General features: G+C 61.8%; 9 protein-coding genes. 1 reads left to right on the top strand and 8 read right to left on the bottom strand.

Going from position 1 to position 17,247, the window contains the following annotated elements:
* Nucleotide 1 precedes the first annotated feature (1 nt).
* The 8 genes from ACUJ47_RS05325 to ACUJ47_RS05290 all read right to left on the bottom strand — a co-directional run bounded on the left by ACUJ47_RS05325 (nucleotide 2) and on the right by ACUJ47_RS05290 (nucleotide 6,985).
* On the bottom strand, nucleotides 2-1,186 hold the full coding sequence (locus ACUJ47_RS05325; RefSeq protein ID WP_445537387.1) for an AAA family ATPase: 1,185 nt from the start codon (nucleotides 1,184-1,186) through the stop codon (nucleotides 2-4).
* A gap of 9 nt (nucleotides 1,187-1,195) precedes the next feature.
* Complete coding sequence (locus tag ACUJ47_RS05320) at nucleotides 1,196-1,816, bottom strand: TadE/TadG family type IV pilus assembly protein (RefSeq protein ID WP_445537386.1); 621 nt, start codon at nucleotides 1,814-1,816, stop codon at nucleotides 1,196-1,198.
* Between the two features lie 2 nt (nucleotides 1,817-1,818).
* Nucleotides 1,819-2,325, bottom strand: coding sequence for a TadE/TadG family type IV pilus assembly protein (locus tag ACUJ47_RS05315; RefSeq protein ID WP_445537385.1), 507 nt, complete (start codon nucleotides 2,323-2,325; stop codon nucleotides 1,819-1,821).
* A 2-nt stretch (nucleotides 2,326-2,327) separates the two neighbouring features.
* Nucleotides 2,328-4,040 carry a pilus assembly protein TadG-related protein gene (locus ACUJ47_RS05310; protein WP_445537384.1) on the bottom strand — a complete coding sequence of 571 codons (1,713 nt, stop codon included), beginning with the start codon at nucleotides 4,038-4,040 and terminating at the stop codon, nucleotides 2,328-2,330.
* An 18-nt stretch (nucleotides 4,041-4,058) separates the two neighbouring features.
* Nucleotides 4,059-4,343 carry a hypothetical protein gene (locus ACUJ47_RS05305; protein WP_445537383.1) on the bottom strand — a complete coding sequence of 95 codons (285 nt, stop codon included), beginning with the start codon at nucleotides 4,341-4,343 and terminating at the stop codon, nucleotides 4,059-4,061.
* Nucleotides 4,333-5,784 (bottom strand): type II and III secretion system protein family protein, encoded by a 1,452-nt coding sequence (locus ACUJ47_RS05300; protein WP_445537382.1) that lies wholly within the window; start codon nucleotides 5,782-5,784, stop codon nucleotides 4,333-4,335. Before ACUJ47_RS05300 ends, ACUJ47_RS05305 begins: the two co-directional genes overlap by 11 nt.
* A 4-nt stretch (nucleotides 5,785-5,788) precedes the next feature.
* Nucleotides 5,789-6,688 (bottom strand): Flp pilus assembly protein CpaB, encoded by a 900-nt coding sequence (cpaB, locus tag ACUJ47_RS05295; RefSeq protein WP_445537381.1) that lies wholly within the window; start codon nucleotides 6,686-6,688, stop codon nucleotides 5,789-5,791.
* Between the two features lie 105 nt (nucleotides 6,689-6,793).
* Nucleotides 6,794-6,985 (bottom strand): Flp family type IVb pilin, encoded by a 192-nt coding sequence (locus ACUJ47_RS05290; RefSeq protein ID WP_445537380.1) that lies wholly within the window; start codon nucleotides 6,983-6,985, stop codon nucleotides 6,794-6,796.
* 978 nt (nucleotides 6,986-7,963) lie between these two features.
* Between ACUJ47_RS05290 and ACUJ47_RS05285 the strand changes: the two genes are divergently transcribed.
* Nucleotides 7,964-17,230 (top strand): DUF5801 repeats-in-toxin domain-containing protein, encoded by a 9,267-nt coding sequence (locus tag ACUJ47_RS05285; RefSeq protein WP_445537379.1) that lies wholly within the window; start codon nucleotides 7,964-7,966, stop codon nucleotides 17,228-17,230.
* Nucleotides 17,231-17,247 lie beyond the last annotated feature (17 nt).

Below are 17,247 nucleotides of genomic sequence, written 5' to 3'. Positions count from 1 at the left end.
CTTACCGCGCCTCCGCCAGGCGGCCGGTGATCAGTTCGCTCAGCCGCATGATGTCCTTGCTGAAGCGCCCGCGCTTGCTGACTGAATAGACCAGTTCGCCCTGGTCCTGCGCTTCGCGCAGCGCGGAAGCCTCTTCGCTCACCGTGGCGAGCACCGGATGCTTGATCGCTTCGGCAGCATCATTGGCATTGATCGTCTTGAAAAGGCCCTTCTCGACCTGGTTAAGAACGAATTGGATCGAATCCCGCGGGATGCCCATCGAGACCATGAAATCGATCTGGCGCTTGGCGTGGCGCAGGCTCGGGATAGTGAGCGTGCCCACGGCGAGCGTGAGATCGGCCGCATAGACGGTCGAAAGCGACCAGTTGGTGAAGGAGCCGGGCAGGTCGACCAGCACGAGGTCGTAATGCCGCCGCGCGATATTAATCACGCGCATCAGCTGTTCGAAATCGATCGACTCGATCGGCACGATGTCGGCCGGAGGAGCGATCACATCGACCAGATCGTGGCCTTGCGCCGCAACCGACAGCACCAGCTCCTCGTCGAGCCGGTCGCCGGCTTCGATCAAATCGGCCAGCGTGAGCCGCGGGCTGCAGCCCAGGTATGAAGCGACGTCGCCGGCCTGCAGGTCGAGGTCGATCACGCAGGCACGATGGCCTTCGCCCTTGTCGTGCATCATCTGCGCGGCGAGGTGAGTGGCGACCGTCGTCGAACCCGAACCGCCGATGGTCTTGAGCACGGCGATGAAGGGCGCGAGCGCGGCTTGCGTTCCGCCTTTCGCTTCGAGCTGTTGCCCGGCATCGACGATCGAAGTGACGAGTTCGTCGACCGAGAATGGCAGGGCGACGATGTCGGTCACACCGCGGCGCAGCAGCTGGCGCGACGTGGCAATGTCGACCTTGGCGAGGCCTGCGATTACCGGCATCTGCGGGAAGTCGGTGCGCAAACGGTCGATCCGCTGGAGCGAATTGCGCGATGCGGGGTCCACTTCGATCACCACGATCGACGCGCCGGCAAGATCGGCGATCGGCAGCGGGTCATCCACGCTGCAGGCGACCGCCGTCAGGTGATCGGCCAGCGCGTCGAGTTCGGCCAGCATGGTGGGCTGCGCAACGACATGCACGCCTTTTGGCAGGTCAAATGCCTGATCGCCGGTCGTTGGAGAGAGGTGGTCCATCTTGCTCATTTTTTCTTCTCAATTGGATGCAGTACCGCTCGCATCTTCAGCGGTGATTGAATAGGCGAAATCCGGCAAATCGACGGTCGCTCCGAAGGGGGAGAATGCAATCGGCGTGTGCGTCATGTTGATGAGCCTGATGGTGATGATGGGAGCGATGTCTGGACCGTTCGGGTCGCCGGCGAAACCAAGGCCGGAGCCCGAGTATTCGACGACGATGTTGCTGTCTGTAACGGTCGGCATCATCTGTTTGATCCGCGTGCTCAAATTTGAAAAAGCGGTGTTGTCGAAAGTGGTTCCCGGACAAGGAGTCGTAGTGCAGGTGCAGGACGAGTTATTGCAGGTAAGCAGTCCCAACGCAGCGGCCGGGACACGGTCGCCCTGGGTGATCAACGTTCCGCCGACATTGGCATTGACGTAGGTAGCGGAAGCGATTTCGCTGGCGACCGGATTGGTCACCGCTGCGAAGCGCGCTCCCATCTGGGTCGCTTTTTCCGCCTGGTTGATGCGCCAGGCATAGAAACCGACATCGATCGTGCCGAGGATGAACAGCAGCAAGAGCGGCAATACCAGCGCGAACTCTGCCGCAAGACCTCGCTCGTCACGGACAAATTGGCGGAAAGGAAATGGCGCCCGCATCGTCAGATTCCCATCACAGTCGCCTGGTGCGAACCGTTGAGCGAAACGCTGTCGGTCAGTACACCGAGGCCGTTAAACAAGGAATCATAGCCGAATGTGGTCGAAATGGTGACCTGCGGCGCCGGCTCGCCGCTGGAGTAAAGTCCGGTTTGCGCCTCTGCGGAAGACGGGCAGGTCACGGTGATGGTAACGTCGGCCGGATCGTCTCCCCAGCCCAATACACGCGGTGTGCCGCCCGAAAGCCTACCTGTCCGAACGAGATTTTTGATCTCCGTCTGGAGGCTGCCGGGTATTGTGCTTGCGCTGCCTCCACGGCAGTTGATCACATCGAAGCTTTGCCGTGCGGCGAAACGACCGCCGTCGCGCAGTCCTTTCACCACCTGGTGCTCCTGGTAGATGAAATGCCCCGATTCGAGCGCAGAGAACATTATCAGCACGGCCAGCGGCACGATCAGCGCCATTTCGGCGGCTGCTGCGCCCCGGGTGCAGGAGAGGAAGCGCGCGCGCATCGTCATCGCACCAGATAGGGCACGTCGCGGCGGAGCGTAGGTCCGGAGATCGCGCCGGTACCGATAATGTCGGTCTCACGGATGATTTCGAGGTAGATCTCATCCTTCTTGGTAACCTTGCCCGCCTGGCCGCGATCGTAAGATGGCTGGACGACAAAGGCATCGATAAAATGCGCGATAAGAACGTCCTTGCCCTTGCCGTTCAGATTGTCCGCCTGAGCCTGGCAATTCACCACCGCTACCGACATTACCCGGCGATCAGGGGGAGCCGCAGTCGGGGGCGGGTAGATTACGGGGCCGCACACGGCCCGGTTTCGCGTCGTGAGCGCACTGCCGCTCGCTCCGGCAGGTGTATCGGCGAGGATCTGTACGCCATCGACCACGGCATTGGCCGCGGCCTTTGTGGTTTCCCACATATACACCTCGTAGCGGGTCAGTTGCGCGACACCATGATCGATCACGCCGTCATTGTCCGTATCAAGCAGCGCGTCGGTCATTTCGCGCTTCCAGTCGGTTTCCGACCAGCTCGAGCCGATCCCGCCGTTACCCGTGGCGGCGCTGCGGACATAATGCGTGCGGAAATAGGCGTTGCGGTCCCAATTGCCGTTGCCGAAGGCAGAAGTGCGGCAATTGTTGGGAGCACCGTCTTCAACAGCATGGCACTTGTCTCGCGGGTGCCCCATCGACTGGATCGCGCCCAGAAAATCAGCGGCGCCATCCGTCGGATGATAGGCGTTTGCAGGCTCTTTCCAGCCGCTGTTGTGGATGTCGCAACTGTTGCCCGAGCTTGGTGTGGCATCGACTGCCCGCATCAAGTCCTTGCGCACATTGTAAGCCGGCGAACATGTACCGCTACCCACGCATCCCTGGCTTGAATAGACGTCGAAGCGCGTGTTGATCGCTTGCGGCCCGCTGGCGATGTTGCCGGTCTGTGTGTCCACTTCGACGGGCTCGAGCGCATCGGTGCCGGAAACGTCGACACAATTGCCTGGTGGGCCATCCCAGCCCAACGCCTGGCGGACCCCGGTCGCGCCGTTTGGACCGATATCGAGATAGCCATAGTTTCCGGGAGACCAGCCGCCGCTGCCGCCACCAGGCTTGGCTAACAGTCCGTGGCCGCGCCGGGCAGCGACGTTGAGCTTGGGAGGAGTGCTGGATGACGACCCCTCATCAGGGTTGCAGATCATCAGCGGCGGGATACGGCAGAGCGCAGAACCCATGCCCGCCACTGCAGAAGCCGACATATCTTCGCTGAACAGGCCGACGATCGGCGTGAATGCATAGTTGACATCACGTGTGTCTACGGTGACCTGCACGAACCCCGCCTCGGCAAAGCGCGAGGTGTCGGTGAAGGAATTGGTGCCAGCTTCCGCATCAGCCCTGTTCGAGTAGAAAACGACCTGCGTCGCGTCGGTGACGTCGATCGTCGTGCCTTCGCCATCGTCGGAGATAAGCGTAGAATTGGCAACCAGCCCACCCTGGGCCGCGGCGATCGCGCGCTCCATCGACCCGGAAGACCGGTCAAGCTGCGTCGCCCCTGCCAGCGCCGCCTGGTCGGCCGCATTCTGCAGTTCGGTATCCATGCTGACCATGCGCGCATAGTCGAAGGCCAGGCCGAGGATGGCAATCAACGCGACGAGCGACAGGGCATAGGTGGCCGCAACAGCGCCCTCCTGGTCCCTGAGGATTTTCCTATAGTTCGCCTGCGTCGTCATGGGTCATGCCCGTTCTGCTCAATTGTTACCGATGGATTCGGTCGTGCTCACCCTTTCGGGCTTCTTGACCTGGTCGTTGCGGTACCGCTCGATCGCCGCTGCGGCATGCGCCGCGCTGGTGGCGGGGATCGGTGTGTCGTATTTTGGATCGGGATTGACCACCATCGCCGCAAAAGTCGCGCGATTGGCTTCGCCGAAGCCCGGGTCCTGATAGCCCAGGAATTCCTGGTCGGCCACCGTGGCGCAGCCTCCAAGGGCGAGGCCGAGCGACAGGATGGCGATGGTGCTGGACTTAGAGTTCATAATCGCTCTCCTTGCTGGCAGCCGCGGCATCATTTGGCGCCACTTCCTTTGGGCGGTACATCGTGCCGTTCAACATCACATCGGCCTGCACCGGGTCAGGCACGCGATCGGTCGGCAGGCGCACCTGGTCGGGCCGGATCGGCTGGACGAGGCGCGGAGTGACCACGATCAGCAGTTCGGTTTCGCCCTTCTGGAAGCTCGAAGAGCGGAACAGCGATCCGATAATCGGCAGCGAGCCGAGCAGCGGAACCTGTTGCACCGTTGTCTGGAAATCCTTCTGGATCAGGCCTGCGATAGCGAAGCTCTCGCCGTCGCGCAGTTCCAGCACGGTGCTGGCCCGGCGGGTCTGCAGGCCGGGGATCTCGAGCCCGCCCACTGTGATCGAAGCTGAAGAGTCGATAGAGCTGACTTCGGGCTCGACCAGCAAATTGATCGTATTGTCGCTCAGCACCGTTGGCGTGAAGCCCAGGCTGACCCCGAACGGCTTGAACTCGATCGTGATGCCGGTGCTGCCATTGCTGCCAGCCGCGCTCTGCCCGCCGTTCCCCTGGATCACCGGGATCGGAAATTCGCCGCCGGCAAGGAAGCTTGCCCGTTCGCCCGAAAGCGAAACCAGCGTAGGTTCGGCCAACGTCTTCGACAGACCCTTTTCTTCGAGAGCATCGAGAGCAACGTCGATATCGAGCCCCAGCACGTCGCTGAAGGCACGCGTCACGACGCCAAAGGAGTCGGTCACCGGCGCAGTGCTGAGAACTCCGTTGCCGAACACGCCGGTCGGGTCCTCACCCGGCCGCAATCCTGCGCCCGGTCCGGTCACGCCGTTGAGGCGGCCACCGCGCGAGCTGAAGAAGCTGCGCACGCCCAGATCCTTGCCGACGCTGCGGCTGACTTCGGCGAATCGCACTTCAAGCATAACCTGTTGGCTGCCACCGAGCGCCATAAGGTTCACCACCTTGTCGCCGGCATAGGCTTTGGCCAGCTGGGTTGCCCGGTCCGCAGCGCCTGCGCTCGAAACAGTGCCGCTCAGTACGATCGATTCGTTGGAAATACGCGCATCGATCGGTTCGTTCGGCATCAAGTCTGCCAGCTGTTCGCGTAGCCCGATCACGTCGGGGCCAACAGCTACATCCATAATCGCGAGCACATTGTTCGCGCGATCGTAAAGCGTCAGGCTGGTCGTGCCGAGCTTCTTGCCCAGCACATAGACCGAACGGTCCGAGATCGGGAAGATGTCCGCGATCTCGTCATTGCCGATCATCGCACGGGCGATCGCCCGGTCGGCGGTGATCACCTGGCTCTTGTTCACCGGGACCTCGACCGATCCGGCGTGGATCGACATGTCCCCGTCCTGCGCCATCAGCGGCTGGACAAGTGTTGGAGCGGCTCCGCTGGTCAATGCCACCAGTGCGGCGGCGCCAAGCAGTTTGAGGTTCTTGCGCATGATCTTACATCCCCCCGTTGCGCTTGACTTCATAGGTCGTTGCTTCGACCCCGCGGACGATCGACATGGTCGGGCCGCTCGGGCGGCGCGGTGCCGCTCCCGATGAGCTGCGGCCTGTGGCGGGCGCAGCCTGGGTTTCGGCCGGAGCTGAAGATTTCGACGCGATATAGAATCCGGCACCGCCCAGATCAGCCGGTGTAACGGTTCGCGTTCCGCCCACGGCCTGGTTCTCGACATTGCGCAGCGCGAGGCTGAGCGAGCCGACCTGGCGGGCGAGCGTGAGTTTCTGTGCACCAAGGATATCGGTCTGCACCGTGGCAGTCTGGCCGATCTGCGGGTTGGTCTGGTTCTCGTCGGCGACCTGGTCGATCGCAAGCACCAGCACGTTTTCCAGGACGACCGAAGTCATCTGGTCTTGTGCATCGGCTCCATCGCCGGGGATCTGCCGCGTCAGCAGGACGTCGACGACATCGCCGGCACGCACGAAGCCGCCGACACCCGAGACCTGGTTGACCGGGATCGAGACCGCCCGGAGTTCCTCGGGCAGGATTGCCGAAAGCACGGCCCTGCCGCCTTCGCCGCTGACCTTGCTGGCCAGGATGGGTTCGCCAATCACGATCGGGCGCAGCGCCACGCGGCCACCGCGTGTCGCTTCCTCGACCGACTGGAACGCGCCTTGCGGCACGGAATTGGCTGGCCAATTGGCCAGCCGCAAATTGGTGGTGGCAAGTGGGGTGCCGAACTGGAAATCCTGCGACGCAACGACGATGCGCGCCATCTGGCCTTCCTCGGCCTCGCGCGCCTGGCGTTGCTCGACGCCGCTGAAATAGGAATTTGCCAGATAGACCGCGATAAGGCCGAGCACTATGGCCAGCCCGACGATCAGGAGATTACGTCCCCGCATGGTTTCCCCCCACTGCCTTGTTTCTTCGGTGGGAAAACCCGTAGCCCACATTGGGGCTACGGGAATTCTCTTGGCTAGATCCGATCTTTATCGATCGGTTAGCGCTTAGGCGCAGTTAGTTACAGTCGGCGTTTCGACGCAAGTTGCCTTGTCGGTCAGTTCGTTGCCGATGGCACCGCCCAGCGCGAGTGCGCCGGTCACGATCGCAGCGCCGATGATGGCGAGGATCAGAGCGTATTCGGCCGCCGAAGCACCCGATTCATCACGAAGGAAGGTTTTCACGAAGGTCATAGTCATTACCCCATTTAAATCGCACGGCCCCAAAAAGTGGTTGCCTATGCAGTCCAAGTTTTGGTTCCGGCTTCTATTTCCGGTTTACCAGGCCCCGAGGGGGGTAATTGCGTTTGGAACCGGCGCGACCCGTTTGTGTTTTTCCGGCTTCGCGCCGGATCTTCGCGCTTGGTTCCCCTCGGAACTGTCAACAATGTTCATCGGTTAACCCGCTGGGGTCAACGAACAATGATCCAAAACAAATTAACACCGAAAAACAGGCATGTATACAGCCGTTCCGTTAGCAGACAAAGTTAACGCGCGGCACCGATGCTGCATTGCGGCAGTCGAATCATTCACGGCCAGCCGTGATTCGTCGTTCGAATCGTAAACTATTGATTCGGGAACGAATCATATGGTGCATTGCTTGCTCGAAGTCGCACCGGACGAGGCGGAGCGACTGTGGCCCTTGGGCACCACTTCTGGCAGGCCCTATATATAACAGCCACTGAAAACCGGTCGCCGCGCGCCGCCATCCTGCAGCTGGTTGCGGGCCTCCGATCCATTGCCGATCGCATCCCCCGATCTCAAGGCCAGGATCGTTCGGGGGGAGGGGCTGCAATGCATATCCGGCCCGATTTTGACTTGCCTCAAGACCCCGCCAGGCCCGGTTTGTTAAACGGCCGCTAACGGATTGTGCCAGCGCGGGACAGGGCTGCGCGGCTTTCCTTAAGTCCTGAATTTTTTTGCTCTTTCGCCCGATGCAATCGAAGTGAAATATGGTTACCAGCCTTGCAACCAAGCCGATTCACTGTTTTCCTCCATCTAACGAAATGCCCCGATTCCGAGTCGTTCGGATTGAAGCGGGGGGAATGAAACGGGCCGCAAGCACTGAATGTGCTGGAGTTTTCGGGGTGCTGCATGGCAGCGCCCACGCCTGCTTCCGCATGTTCGGTCTTGCAAGCTGGATCGGGTGGTCCGGTCCAACGCAGAGGGGTCTTTACCATGGTTGATTTCGATGGCGGCAAGCGCGGTGGTTTCGAGCGCGACGGCGGGGCAGAAGAAAGCCTCGGCCTGGGTTCGAACAATTATCAGGATGCGCCCGCAAGTGCCTCTGCCGGCACGCGGACTGTCGTTCCCGATGCCAATGGCGTTGTGGTTCTTCCGGCCGGTGTGTCGCTCGACGATCTGAGCGTGCAGGGCCGCGACCTGGTCATCACGCTTGAGGATGGCTCGCGCATCATCATTCCGGACGGCGCGATCATCGTGCCCCAGCTGGTGATCGACGGCGTGGCGGTTCCGCCGCTCAACGTCGCTGCGCTGCTTAACGACGCGCTGACCCCTGCGGGCGAACCGGGCCAGCTGCCCAGCTCGGGCGGCGAATTCGACGATGGAGAAGCCTTCCTGCAGGACGCTTTCGACCTTGGCGACCTGCTGCCTTACACCGAGCTGCCGCTGGGTGTGGTCGAGGAAGAGGAAATCATTCCCGCCCAGGACAGCGATCCCGACATCGTGATCGAAACGCCTGACAATCCGATCGGCGTCGAGAATGCGATCGCCAAGGTGGCCGAGCGCGGCCTGCCCGAACGCGGCGAGCCGTCCGAACCGGCCGGTACTGCGGACGAAACCAATGCCGAGACCACCACCGGCACGATCATCTTCAGCGCGCCCGACGGGCTTTCGGCAATCATCCTCAACGGCGTGCCGATCACCACGGTCGGGCAACAGTACGTCACGCCTTTCGGCACGCTGACCATCACCAGCATCAACCTCGCCTCGGGCGAGATCGGCTTCAGCTACACGCTGGCCGATAACCTGCTGGGCGAAACCGAAGACGGCAATTTCTTCGTCACTGTAGTCGACACCGATGGCGACACGGCCGACGCGACGCTCAAGATCATCGTCGAAGACGATTCGCCGATTGCGGCGGACGATATCGGCATCGTGCCGGCTGGCACTCATGCGCCGATCACCGGCGACGTGCTGCTCAACGACGAATCGGGCGCCGACGACTATCGCGAAGGCGAAGAGGGCGAACTCGACGCGGTAACCGTGTTCTCCAGCGTCAGCACTGGCGATTCGGCCGATGCGGGCGGACAGGTCGTTGGCCAGTACGGCACGCTCACGATCAATCCAGACGGCACCTACACCTATGTCCGTGCCTACAACACGCCGGGCGGTGTGAGCGAAAGCTTCACCTACACCATCATCGACCAGGACGGCAGCACCGACACTGCCACGCTGGTGATCAACATCGAAGATTCGCCCGATTCGATCGGCCCCGAAATCGGCGAAGGCACGGAAGTGCGCGAAGCGCACCTGCCTCCGACGACCGATACGCGTGACGACGAAGCGCCTGGTTCCGCCTTTGACGGAAACAGCGAAACCACCACGGGCACGATCACGTTCCACTCGCCCGATGGTGTCCAAAGCGTCACGATCGAAGGCGTTGCGATCGATCCGAACAACCTGCCGCAGGCTATTTTCGCGGACGCGACCGGCACTCTCGTGATCACCGGCTATGCTTACGACCCGGTAACCGGCGACGGTTCGATTACCTATGCCTACACGCTCAACGACAATACGTCGGGTGACGATACGAACGCTACGTTCGAGGTCGTAGTAACCGACCTTGACGGCGATGTTGCTGCTGACGATCTTGTCATCACGATCATCGACGACGTGCCGGACGCGATCGACGATTTCGCGACCCAGGAGAACGAGAACGATCCGGTTACCGTCGACGTCTTCGGGAACGACGTACCCGGCGCGGACGATGTGGCGTTCGACAAGATCGCTTATGTGGCGGATTCGCTCACCGGAGCGGGTACGCTGGTCAACAATGGCGACGGCACCTTCACCTACACCCCGGCTCCGGGCGAAGAGGGTGACGCCGATGGCAAGGTCTACTTCCAGTACAGCATCACCGATGGCGACGGCGACACCGACATCGCGACCGTCGAAATCACGCTGCTGCCGGACTCGGTGCCCGAAATCGGTGCCGAAGGCGCTAACGTGGTCGACGAAGCCGGCCTGGCTGCGCGCGGCGACGAGCCCGCCGGTTCGGACGAGCCGAGCGACAGCGAATTCACCCAGGGCGGCATCTTCATCTTCACCGGCAACGACACTGTCGCATCGCTGGTGATCAACGGCGTCGACGTCACCGAAGGCGGCACGGTCACCACGTCCAAGGGCGTGCTCACCGTCGTGCTCGACAACGGCCAGTACAGCTACACCTATGAGCTGACCGACAACACGCTCTCGGATCCGGACAGCGACACCTTCTCGCTGGTTGTCACCGACAGCGACGGCGACACTGCCAACACCTCGATCGTGATCGCTATCCTCGACGACTCGCCGAGTGCCGATGACGATTCGAATTCGATCGCATCGGGCGAATACGGCCCGATCGGCGGCAATGTGCTGGACAATGACACGCAGGGCGCCGACGGCGCGGTCGTTACCTCCTACACCGGTGCCGGTGGCAGCGGCGATGCCGGTGACGAGATCCAGGGCGCGTGGGGCAAGCTGACCATCAACCCCGACGGCAGCTACACCTACACCCGCGATCCGGGCACCCCGGGCGGTCAGATCGACACCTTCACCTACACCATCACCGATGGCGACGGCGATCCGGCCAATGCGCAGCTGGTCATCACGATCGGCGATTCGACCACCACGCTCGACCTTCCCACCGAAGGCGAAGACGGTACGCTGGTCGATGAAGCTGGCCTCGACGGCCCGCCGAACGGCGCCGATGTCGGCACCGATGCGGGTTCGGACAGCGAAACCACCGCGGGAACCTTTACCTATACCGCGCCCGACGGCCCGGCCACGGTGTTGATCGACGGGGTCGAAGTGACTTCGGTCGGCCAGACCTTCACCGGAACCTTCGGCACGCTGACGATCACCGCGATCAATCCCGGTTCGATCAGCTACAGCTACGAGCTGACCACCAATACCAGCGGCGACACCACTTTCGACGAATTCGTGGTCCGGGTCGAAGACCAGGACGACGACTTCAGCCAGGATACGCTGCGCATCGACATCGTCGATGACGAACCGCTGGCCGGCGACAACGAACCGGTTGCGCTCGACGACGACGCGCTGGGCGGCAACCCCGGCGGTGACGGCGATGCAAGCCCGGATTCCGCCAACCTCACCGGCACGCTGGCGCACCAGTTCGGCGCCGACGGCGCGGGCAGCATCACTTTCGCTTCGATGGACGGCGAAACGGTCGACATCAACGGCGTGACTGTAACCTTCAGCTGGTCGGGCGACACTCTGACCGCGAATGACGGCGCCAACGACGTGTTCACCGTCCAGGTGAATGCGACCACGGGCGAATACACGGTTACCCAGCTGGCTCCGCTCAACCATCACGTTAACGGTGACGATGTCGAAACCGACGCCAGCTTCGTGCTGACCTATACGGTCACCGATGGCGATACCGACGCCGCCACCGGCACGCTGACGATCAATCTGAATGACGATACGCCGGAATTTGGCGAGGCCGAGGGCTCGGCCCCGACTCTCGTGACCGACGACACCAACACCGTCGGCGGCACGGACAGCGACAGCGGCAGCTTTGCCGGCCTGTTCGCGCCGCTCTTCGGCGCAGACGGCGCGGCATCGACCGATCCGATCACCTATGCCCTTAGCCTGAAGGATGGCGACGGCACGGATTCGGGCCTGACCGATGCCCAGACCGACGCCCGCATCCTGTTGCGGCTCAATGGCGACGTGGTCGAAGCCTATCTCGAAGGTTCGCCTTCGACGATCGCCTTCACCCTCACACTCAACCCGGAAACGGGCGAGATCACGCAGGAACAGCTCCGCGCGATCGAGCATGACAACCCGAACGACCCGATCGAAACCGGCGTTGAAGCCGAAGGGATGGCGGCCGACCTGATCAGCCTGACCGCGACCATCACCGATGGCGACGGCGACCAGGCCGAACAGACGATCGACATCGGCGATTCCTTCACTTTCGAAGACGACACCGCCGCCGCGACCGACAATGCGAAGACCGTCACTGAAGGCGCTTCGGTTTCGGGCGACGTCATCCTCGATAACAATGGCTACGGTACGGACACTCCCGGCGCGGACGGCTATGCTGCCGACGGCCCGGTGGTCGATGCCGACTTCGTCAGCGCCGACCAGGGCGTGACCTTCACCAGCAAGACCGTTGCGCCTGACGGCACGATCACGATCGTGACTTCGGCCGGTACGCTGACGCTGGATCCCGACGGCAGCTACACCTTCGCCGCCGATGCCAACTCGATCAACGCGAATGCCGAGATCGTGTTCAGCTACACCATCGAAGACGGCGACGGCGACCAGTCGACCGCGAACCTGACGATCGACCTCACCAATGTCGCGGGCAGCGTGTCCGACGATGACGTGGATGTCGACGAAAAGGGCCTTTCGAACGGCACGGGCGAACTGGCGGATCCTGCGCCAGAAAGCGACCAGAGCGAAATCGACGCTGACGGCAAGATCACCGTCAACGGCGCTTCGGGCACGTTCAAGTTCATCCTGGTCGGTGGCGTCTTCGACGACGGCGGCACGGTCGGCGACACGAGCGACGATACCTACACGATCGACGGCACCTACGGCACGATCGTGCTCAACGCCTCGACCGGTGAGTACACCTACACGCTCGACACGCGCTTCGATCACGATCCTGCCGCCGACCGCAATGTCGCGCTCGACGCGGAGAACTTCGACTATCGCGTCGAAGATTCGCTCGGCAACGAGATCGGCACCGGCACGATCGAGGTGAACATCACCGACGATATCCCTGAAGTCGATATCGCCACCACGGGCCAGGTCCCTGACCCGATGCTGACCTATGACGCCGATACCGTCGGTGGCACCAGCACCGACACGGCCGATTTCTCGAATGCGTTCGATTACGCCAGCTTCCAGTATGGCGCCGACGGTGCCGGAACGCTGGTGACGACCTATGCTCTGGTGCTCAACACCGGCGGCGTGACCACGCTGTCGAGCGACGGCAACCCGGTCTATCTCTACCAGCTCGCCAACGGCACGATCATCGGCTCGACCTCGAACGTCGCGCCTGTCGCTGTCGATGCCAACACCGTGTTCACGATCTCCGTGGTTGCGAACACCGGCGTCGTCACGCTGACGCAGTATGCCGAGCTCGACCACAGCGACAGCGATACGGCGCCTGCCTATGATGGCGACACCATTCCGCTGCCCGCCGGTCTCGTCTCGATCGAAGCGACTGCGACGATCACCGACGCCGACCTGGATGTGGTGACCGACAAGGCTTCGATCGATCTGGGCGATTATGTGAACTTCGCCGACGATGGTCCGAATGCTTCGATCAGCGCGGCTGGCGTCAGCGTTTCGCATGACGAAACCCCGGGCAATGACGGCGATGCGGACGACACTTCGGATGCCGCAATCGCTGCGCTCTTCGCTGGCGTCTTCAACCCTGGCGACGACGCTAACGTGGCTGGAACCGGCGCGATCGGCTATGCCGTTTCCGAAAACGGCCTGTCCTCGACCGGCAGCGACTATGGCGCGGACGGCGAAGGCACGACCGTGTTCTCGCTCGACGTTTCAAGCGTGGGCGTGGACTCGGGCCTCGATACCACCGAAGGGGCGAGCATCTACCTCTACAAGGAAGGCGATCTGATCGTCGGCCGTGTGGGCGACGCCAATGGCGAGGCTGCCTTCGCCATCGCAGTCGATGCGGACAGCGGCGAAATCAGCGTCGCGCAGTACCTTTCGATCAGCCACCCGACCGGCGGCGCTTCGCATGACGAATCCGTCTCGATCGCCAACGGTGCGCTGCTCGGCGTGGTGACTGTCACCGACGAGGAAGGTGACTCCGACACTGCAAATGTCGCGATCGGCAATCTGGTCTCGTTCCAGGACGATGGCCCGAGCGTGACCGCGAACCCGAACGGTGCGACCGTGGATCTCGATGAATCGGCTACCTCCAGCGTCGCCGCGCTCATCAGCACCGGCATCTATACCAAGGGCGACGATACTGACGTTCCGGGCACCGGCTATATCGCCAAGGACACCAGCGACCAGTCGATGGTCAGTTGGGTCGAGCAGCCCGGCGCGGACGGAAAGCTCGGCAGCGTCAGCTTTGCACTCGACGTGACCAATGACGGTACTTCGGGCCTGTTCACCACCGGCGGCGTTGCCATCGTCCTGGTCGAAGTGAGCCCGACCGTGGTCGTGGGCGTCATTAGCGGCACCACTACCGCCGCCTTCGCGATCGAAATCAATCCGGCCAATGGCTTCGTCACGGTCGAGCAGTACATGTCGCTCTATCACTCGGACGATGCCGACCCCAACGACGTGGTCGACCTTGCCGACGGTTCGCTTGGCGTGGTCGTCACGCTGACCGATGGCGACGGCGATACGGCCCAGTCGACGGCGGACATCTCGGCCAACATCAACTTTGCTGACGATGCGCCGAGCCTTGTGGCCTCGACGACTCAGCCGGTGCTCACTGTTGACGAGACGGTGCTGGGCACCGATGCGAGCGCAAGCTTTGCCGGCGTGTTCACGCCGACTTACGGCGCGGACGGTGCAGGCAGTGTTAGCGGTTTTGTGCTGGGTGTATCCGGCGCCAATGCCGTGAGCGGCCTTGTCGACACGGCGACCGGCCTCAATGTTGTGCTCAACCTGGTCGGTGGCCAGGTGGTCGGCACGGCGGGCGTTGGTGGACCGGTGGTGTTTGTGGTGAGCGTGGATGCGGGCGGCACTGTGACGCTCGACCAGCAGCGCGCGGTTGTTCACAGCCCTGACACGGGCCCGGATCAGTCGACCGGCCTGTCGGCGGACAATTTGATTACGCTGACTGCGACGGTGACCGACGCGGACGGCGACACCAGCACGGCGACGGCGGACATCGGCCAGAACCTGGTATTCAAGGACGATGCGCCGAGCCTTGTGGCCTCGACGACTCAGCCGGTGCTCACTGTTGACGAGACGGTGCTGGGCACCGATGCGAGCGCAAGCTTTGCAAGCGTGTTCACGCCGACTTACGGCGCGGACGGTGCAGGCAGTGTTAGCGGCTTTGTGCTGGGTGTATCCGGCGCCAATGCCGTGAGCGGCCTTGTCGACACGGCGACCGGCCTCAATGTTGTGCTCAACCTGGTCGGTGGCCAGGTGGTCGGTACGGCAGGCGTCGGTGGACCGGTGGTGTTCGTGGTGAGCGTGGATGCGGGCGGCACTGTGACGCTCGACCAGCAACGCGCAGTCGTTCACAGCCCTGACACGGGCCCGGATCAGTCGACCGGCCTGTCGGCGGACAATTTGATTACGCTGACTGCGACGGTGACCGACGCGGACGGCGACACCAGCACGGCGACGGCGGACATCGGCCAGAACCTGGTGTTCAAGGACGATGCGCCGAGCCTTGACAATGTGCAGGACGGAACGGCCAGCAACGATCCTTCAGCATTGCATAGCTTTGGTAGCCTGAACTTCCTGTCGGGAGCTGATGGTGCAGGCGATGATGCGGATATTGCCATTTCCGTCGACTTGACGGGCATCACTTCCGGCGGTGCAACCATTAACCAGGTAACGGTCAATGGAGTACTTTATGCTTATACCGGAACCGGAACGTTTGTTGACGGTGTTCCGACGACCGGACTGGTCTTTACGCTGGAGGTAGACACCGCGACTGATCAATGGGATTTTGATCTGATCGCTCCACTTGATGGCGAGATCACACCGATCGAGATTGGTTCCGGCAGTTCCTTCGGTGTCGGGCCGAGCGGTAGCGTTGTTGTTACCGATGATGTTACAAGCACTGATCTTGTGTTTGTGACCGGCTGGGTTCCGACAAGCGGTTGGACGGGGACTGAAGAGAGCGACTGGCTGTCCGGCGACATGCCGACCATGACTCAACAATTCAACGTCAATGGTTCGACTCAAGGCTGGGGTCTCGCGAACAACAATTTTGATGCGGGCGAATTCCTGCGTTTCGATTTTGGAACGCTCGATGATTACGACGATCCAGCGGAATATGGAGATGTCGGCCCTGACGGTTCCTATAACCCTCCGCCGGATCAGACGATTGTCGCGGCTGAATACGCGACGTTCTCGTTCTTCGGCTTTACTACAGGCGAAAAAATCGAGTTTGTTGCGCATTATACCGATGGAACTACCGAAACCTTTGTGTTTACGAGTGCGACCGATCCACGGCTTACGGCAGTTGGCAATGATCTGATCTTTACGATCACATCACCGCTGGGCGCGCAAATTGAGTGGGTTGATACTTACATGGCGATCGGGTCGATCAAGCTCAACTTGATCGAAGTCGGGGTGCGCTCAGAGGATGTGGATACCGACCTCAATTTCACCGTCACCATTCCAGACGGCGATGGCGATACCGATACGGACAGCTTCACGATCAACTTGGCGGACGGAAATCCGCCTTCTGTGGTCCCGCCGGTCGTCCTCAACCTCGAAGGCGATGCCGAAGTCTTCGTCGGGCTCGATGCGGGCCTGGCCTATGACTACAACGGCGACGGCGTGAAGACGCAGACCGCGTGGATCGCTGCTGGCAGCGCAATCCTGGTCCATGACGGCAATTCCAACGGGATTGTCGACGGGGCCTCGGAATTCGTCTTCGGCGGCAATGGCATGACCGACCTCGAGGCGATCGCGGCCAAATATGATGAAAATGGCGATAACGTACTCGACGCCAATGACGCCGCTTATGGTAAATTTGGAGTTTGGATCGACGATGGCGACGCCGTGTTCGAAGCTGGCGAGTTCCAGACGCTCGAACAGGCGGGCATCAAGTCGATCGATTTGAACACCAATGGCGTCGGCGGAAGCGAAGTGGGCGGTGACGTCTATGTCCACAACACCGTAGCCTTCACCATGGACGACGGCACCGAAGGCACCGCCTATGACGCGTCCTTCGCGCTCGGCAGCGACGTGGACGGAACCATGGAAGCACTGCTTTCGCTGGCTCCGGAAACCACCGACGATGTCAGCCTTGCGCAGGTCGCCGGGCTTGGCGAAAGCGGCGTTGCAGTGAAGGTGGTCGACATCATGGATGACATCATGGCCGGCCAGGCCGTGGACAGCGTAATCGACCATTTTGCCGGCTCGACGAACGAATTCGTTGGTTTGGCTAACGAAAACGGTTATCTTGGTCATGACGCTTTGGCGGCAATGATCGAGACGGGCGCATTCGCATTCGATAATGGCATCGCAGCTGACATGACCGAAGAGGCAGCAGCTCTCGCGACGATGCACGCTTGAAATGAGATCCTTTGACC

Source organism: Altererythrobacter sp. Z27, from assembly GCF_052683155.1.
The sequence above is the reverse complement of the archived record's forward strand: the minus strand, read 5'-3'. Positions and strand labels throughout refer to the sequence as shown.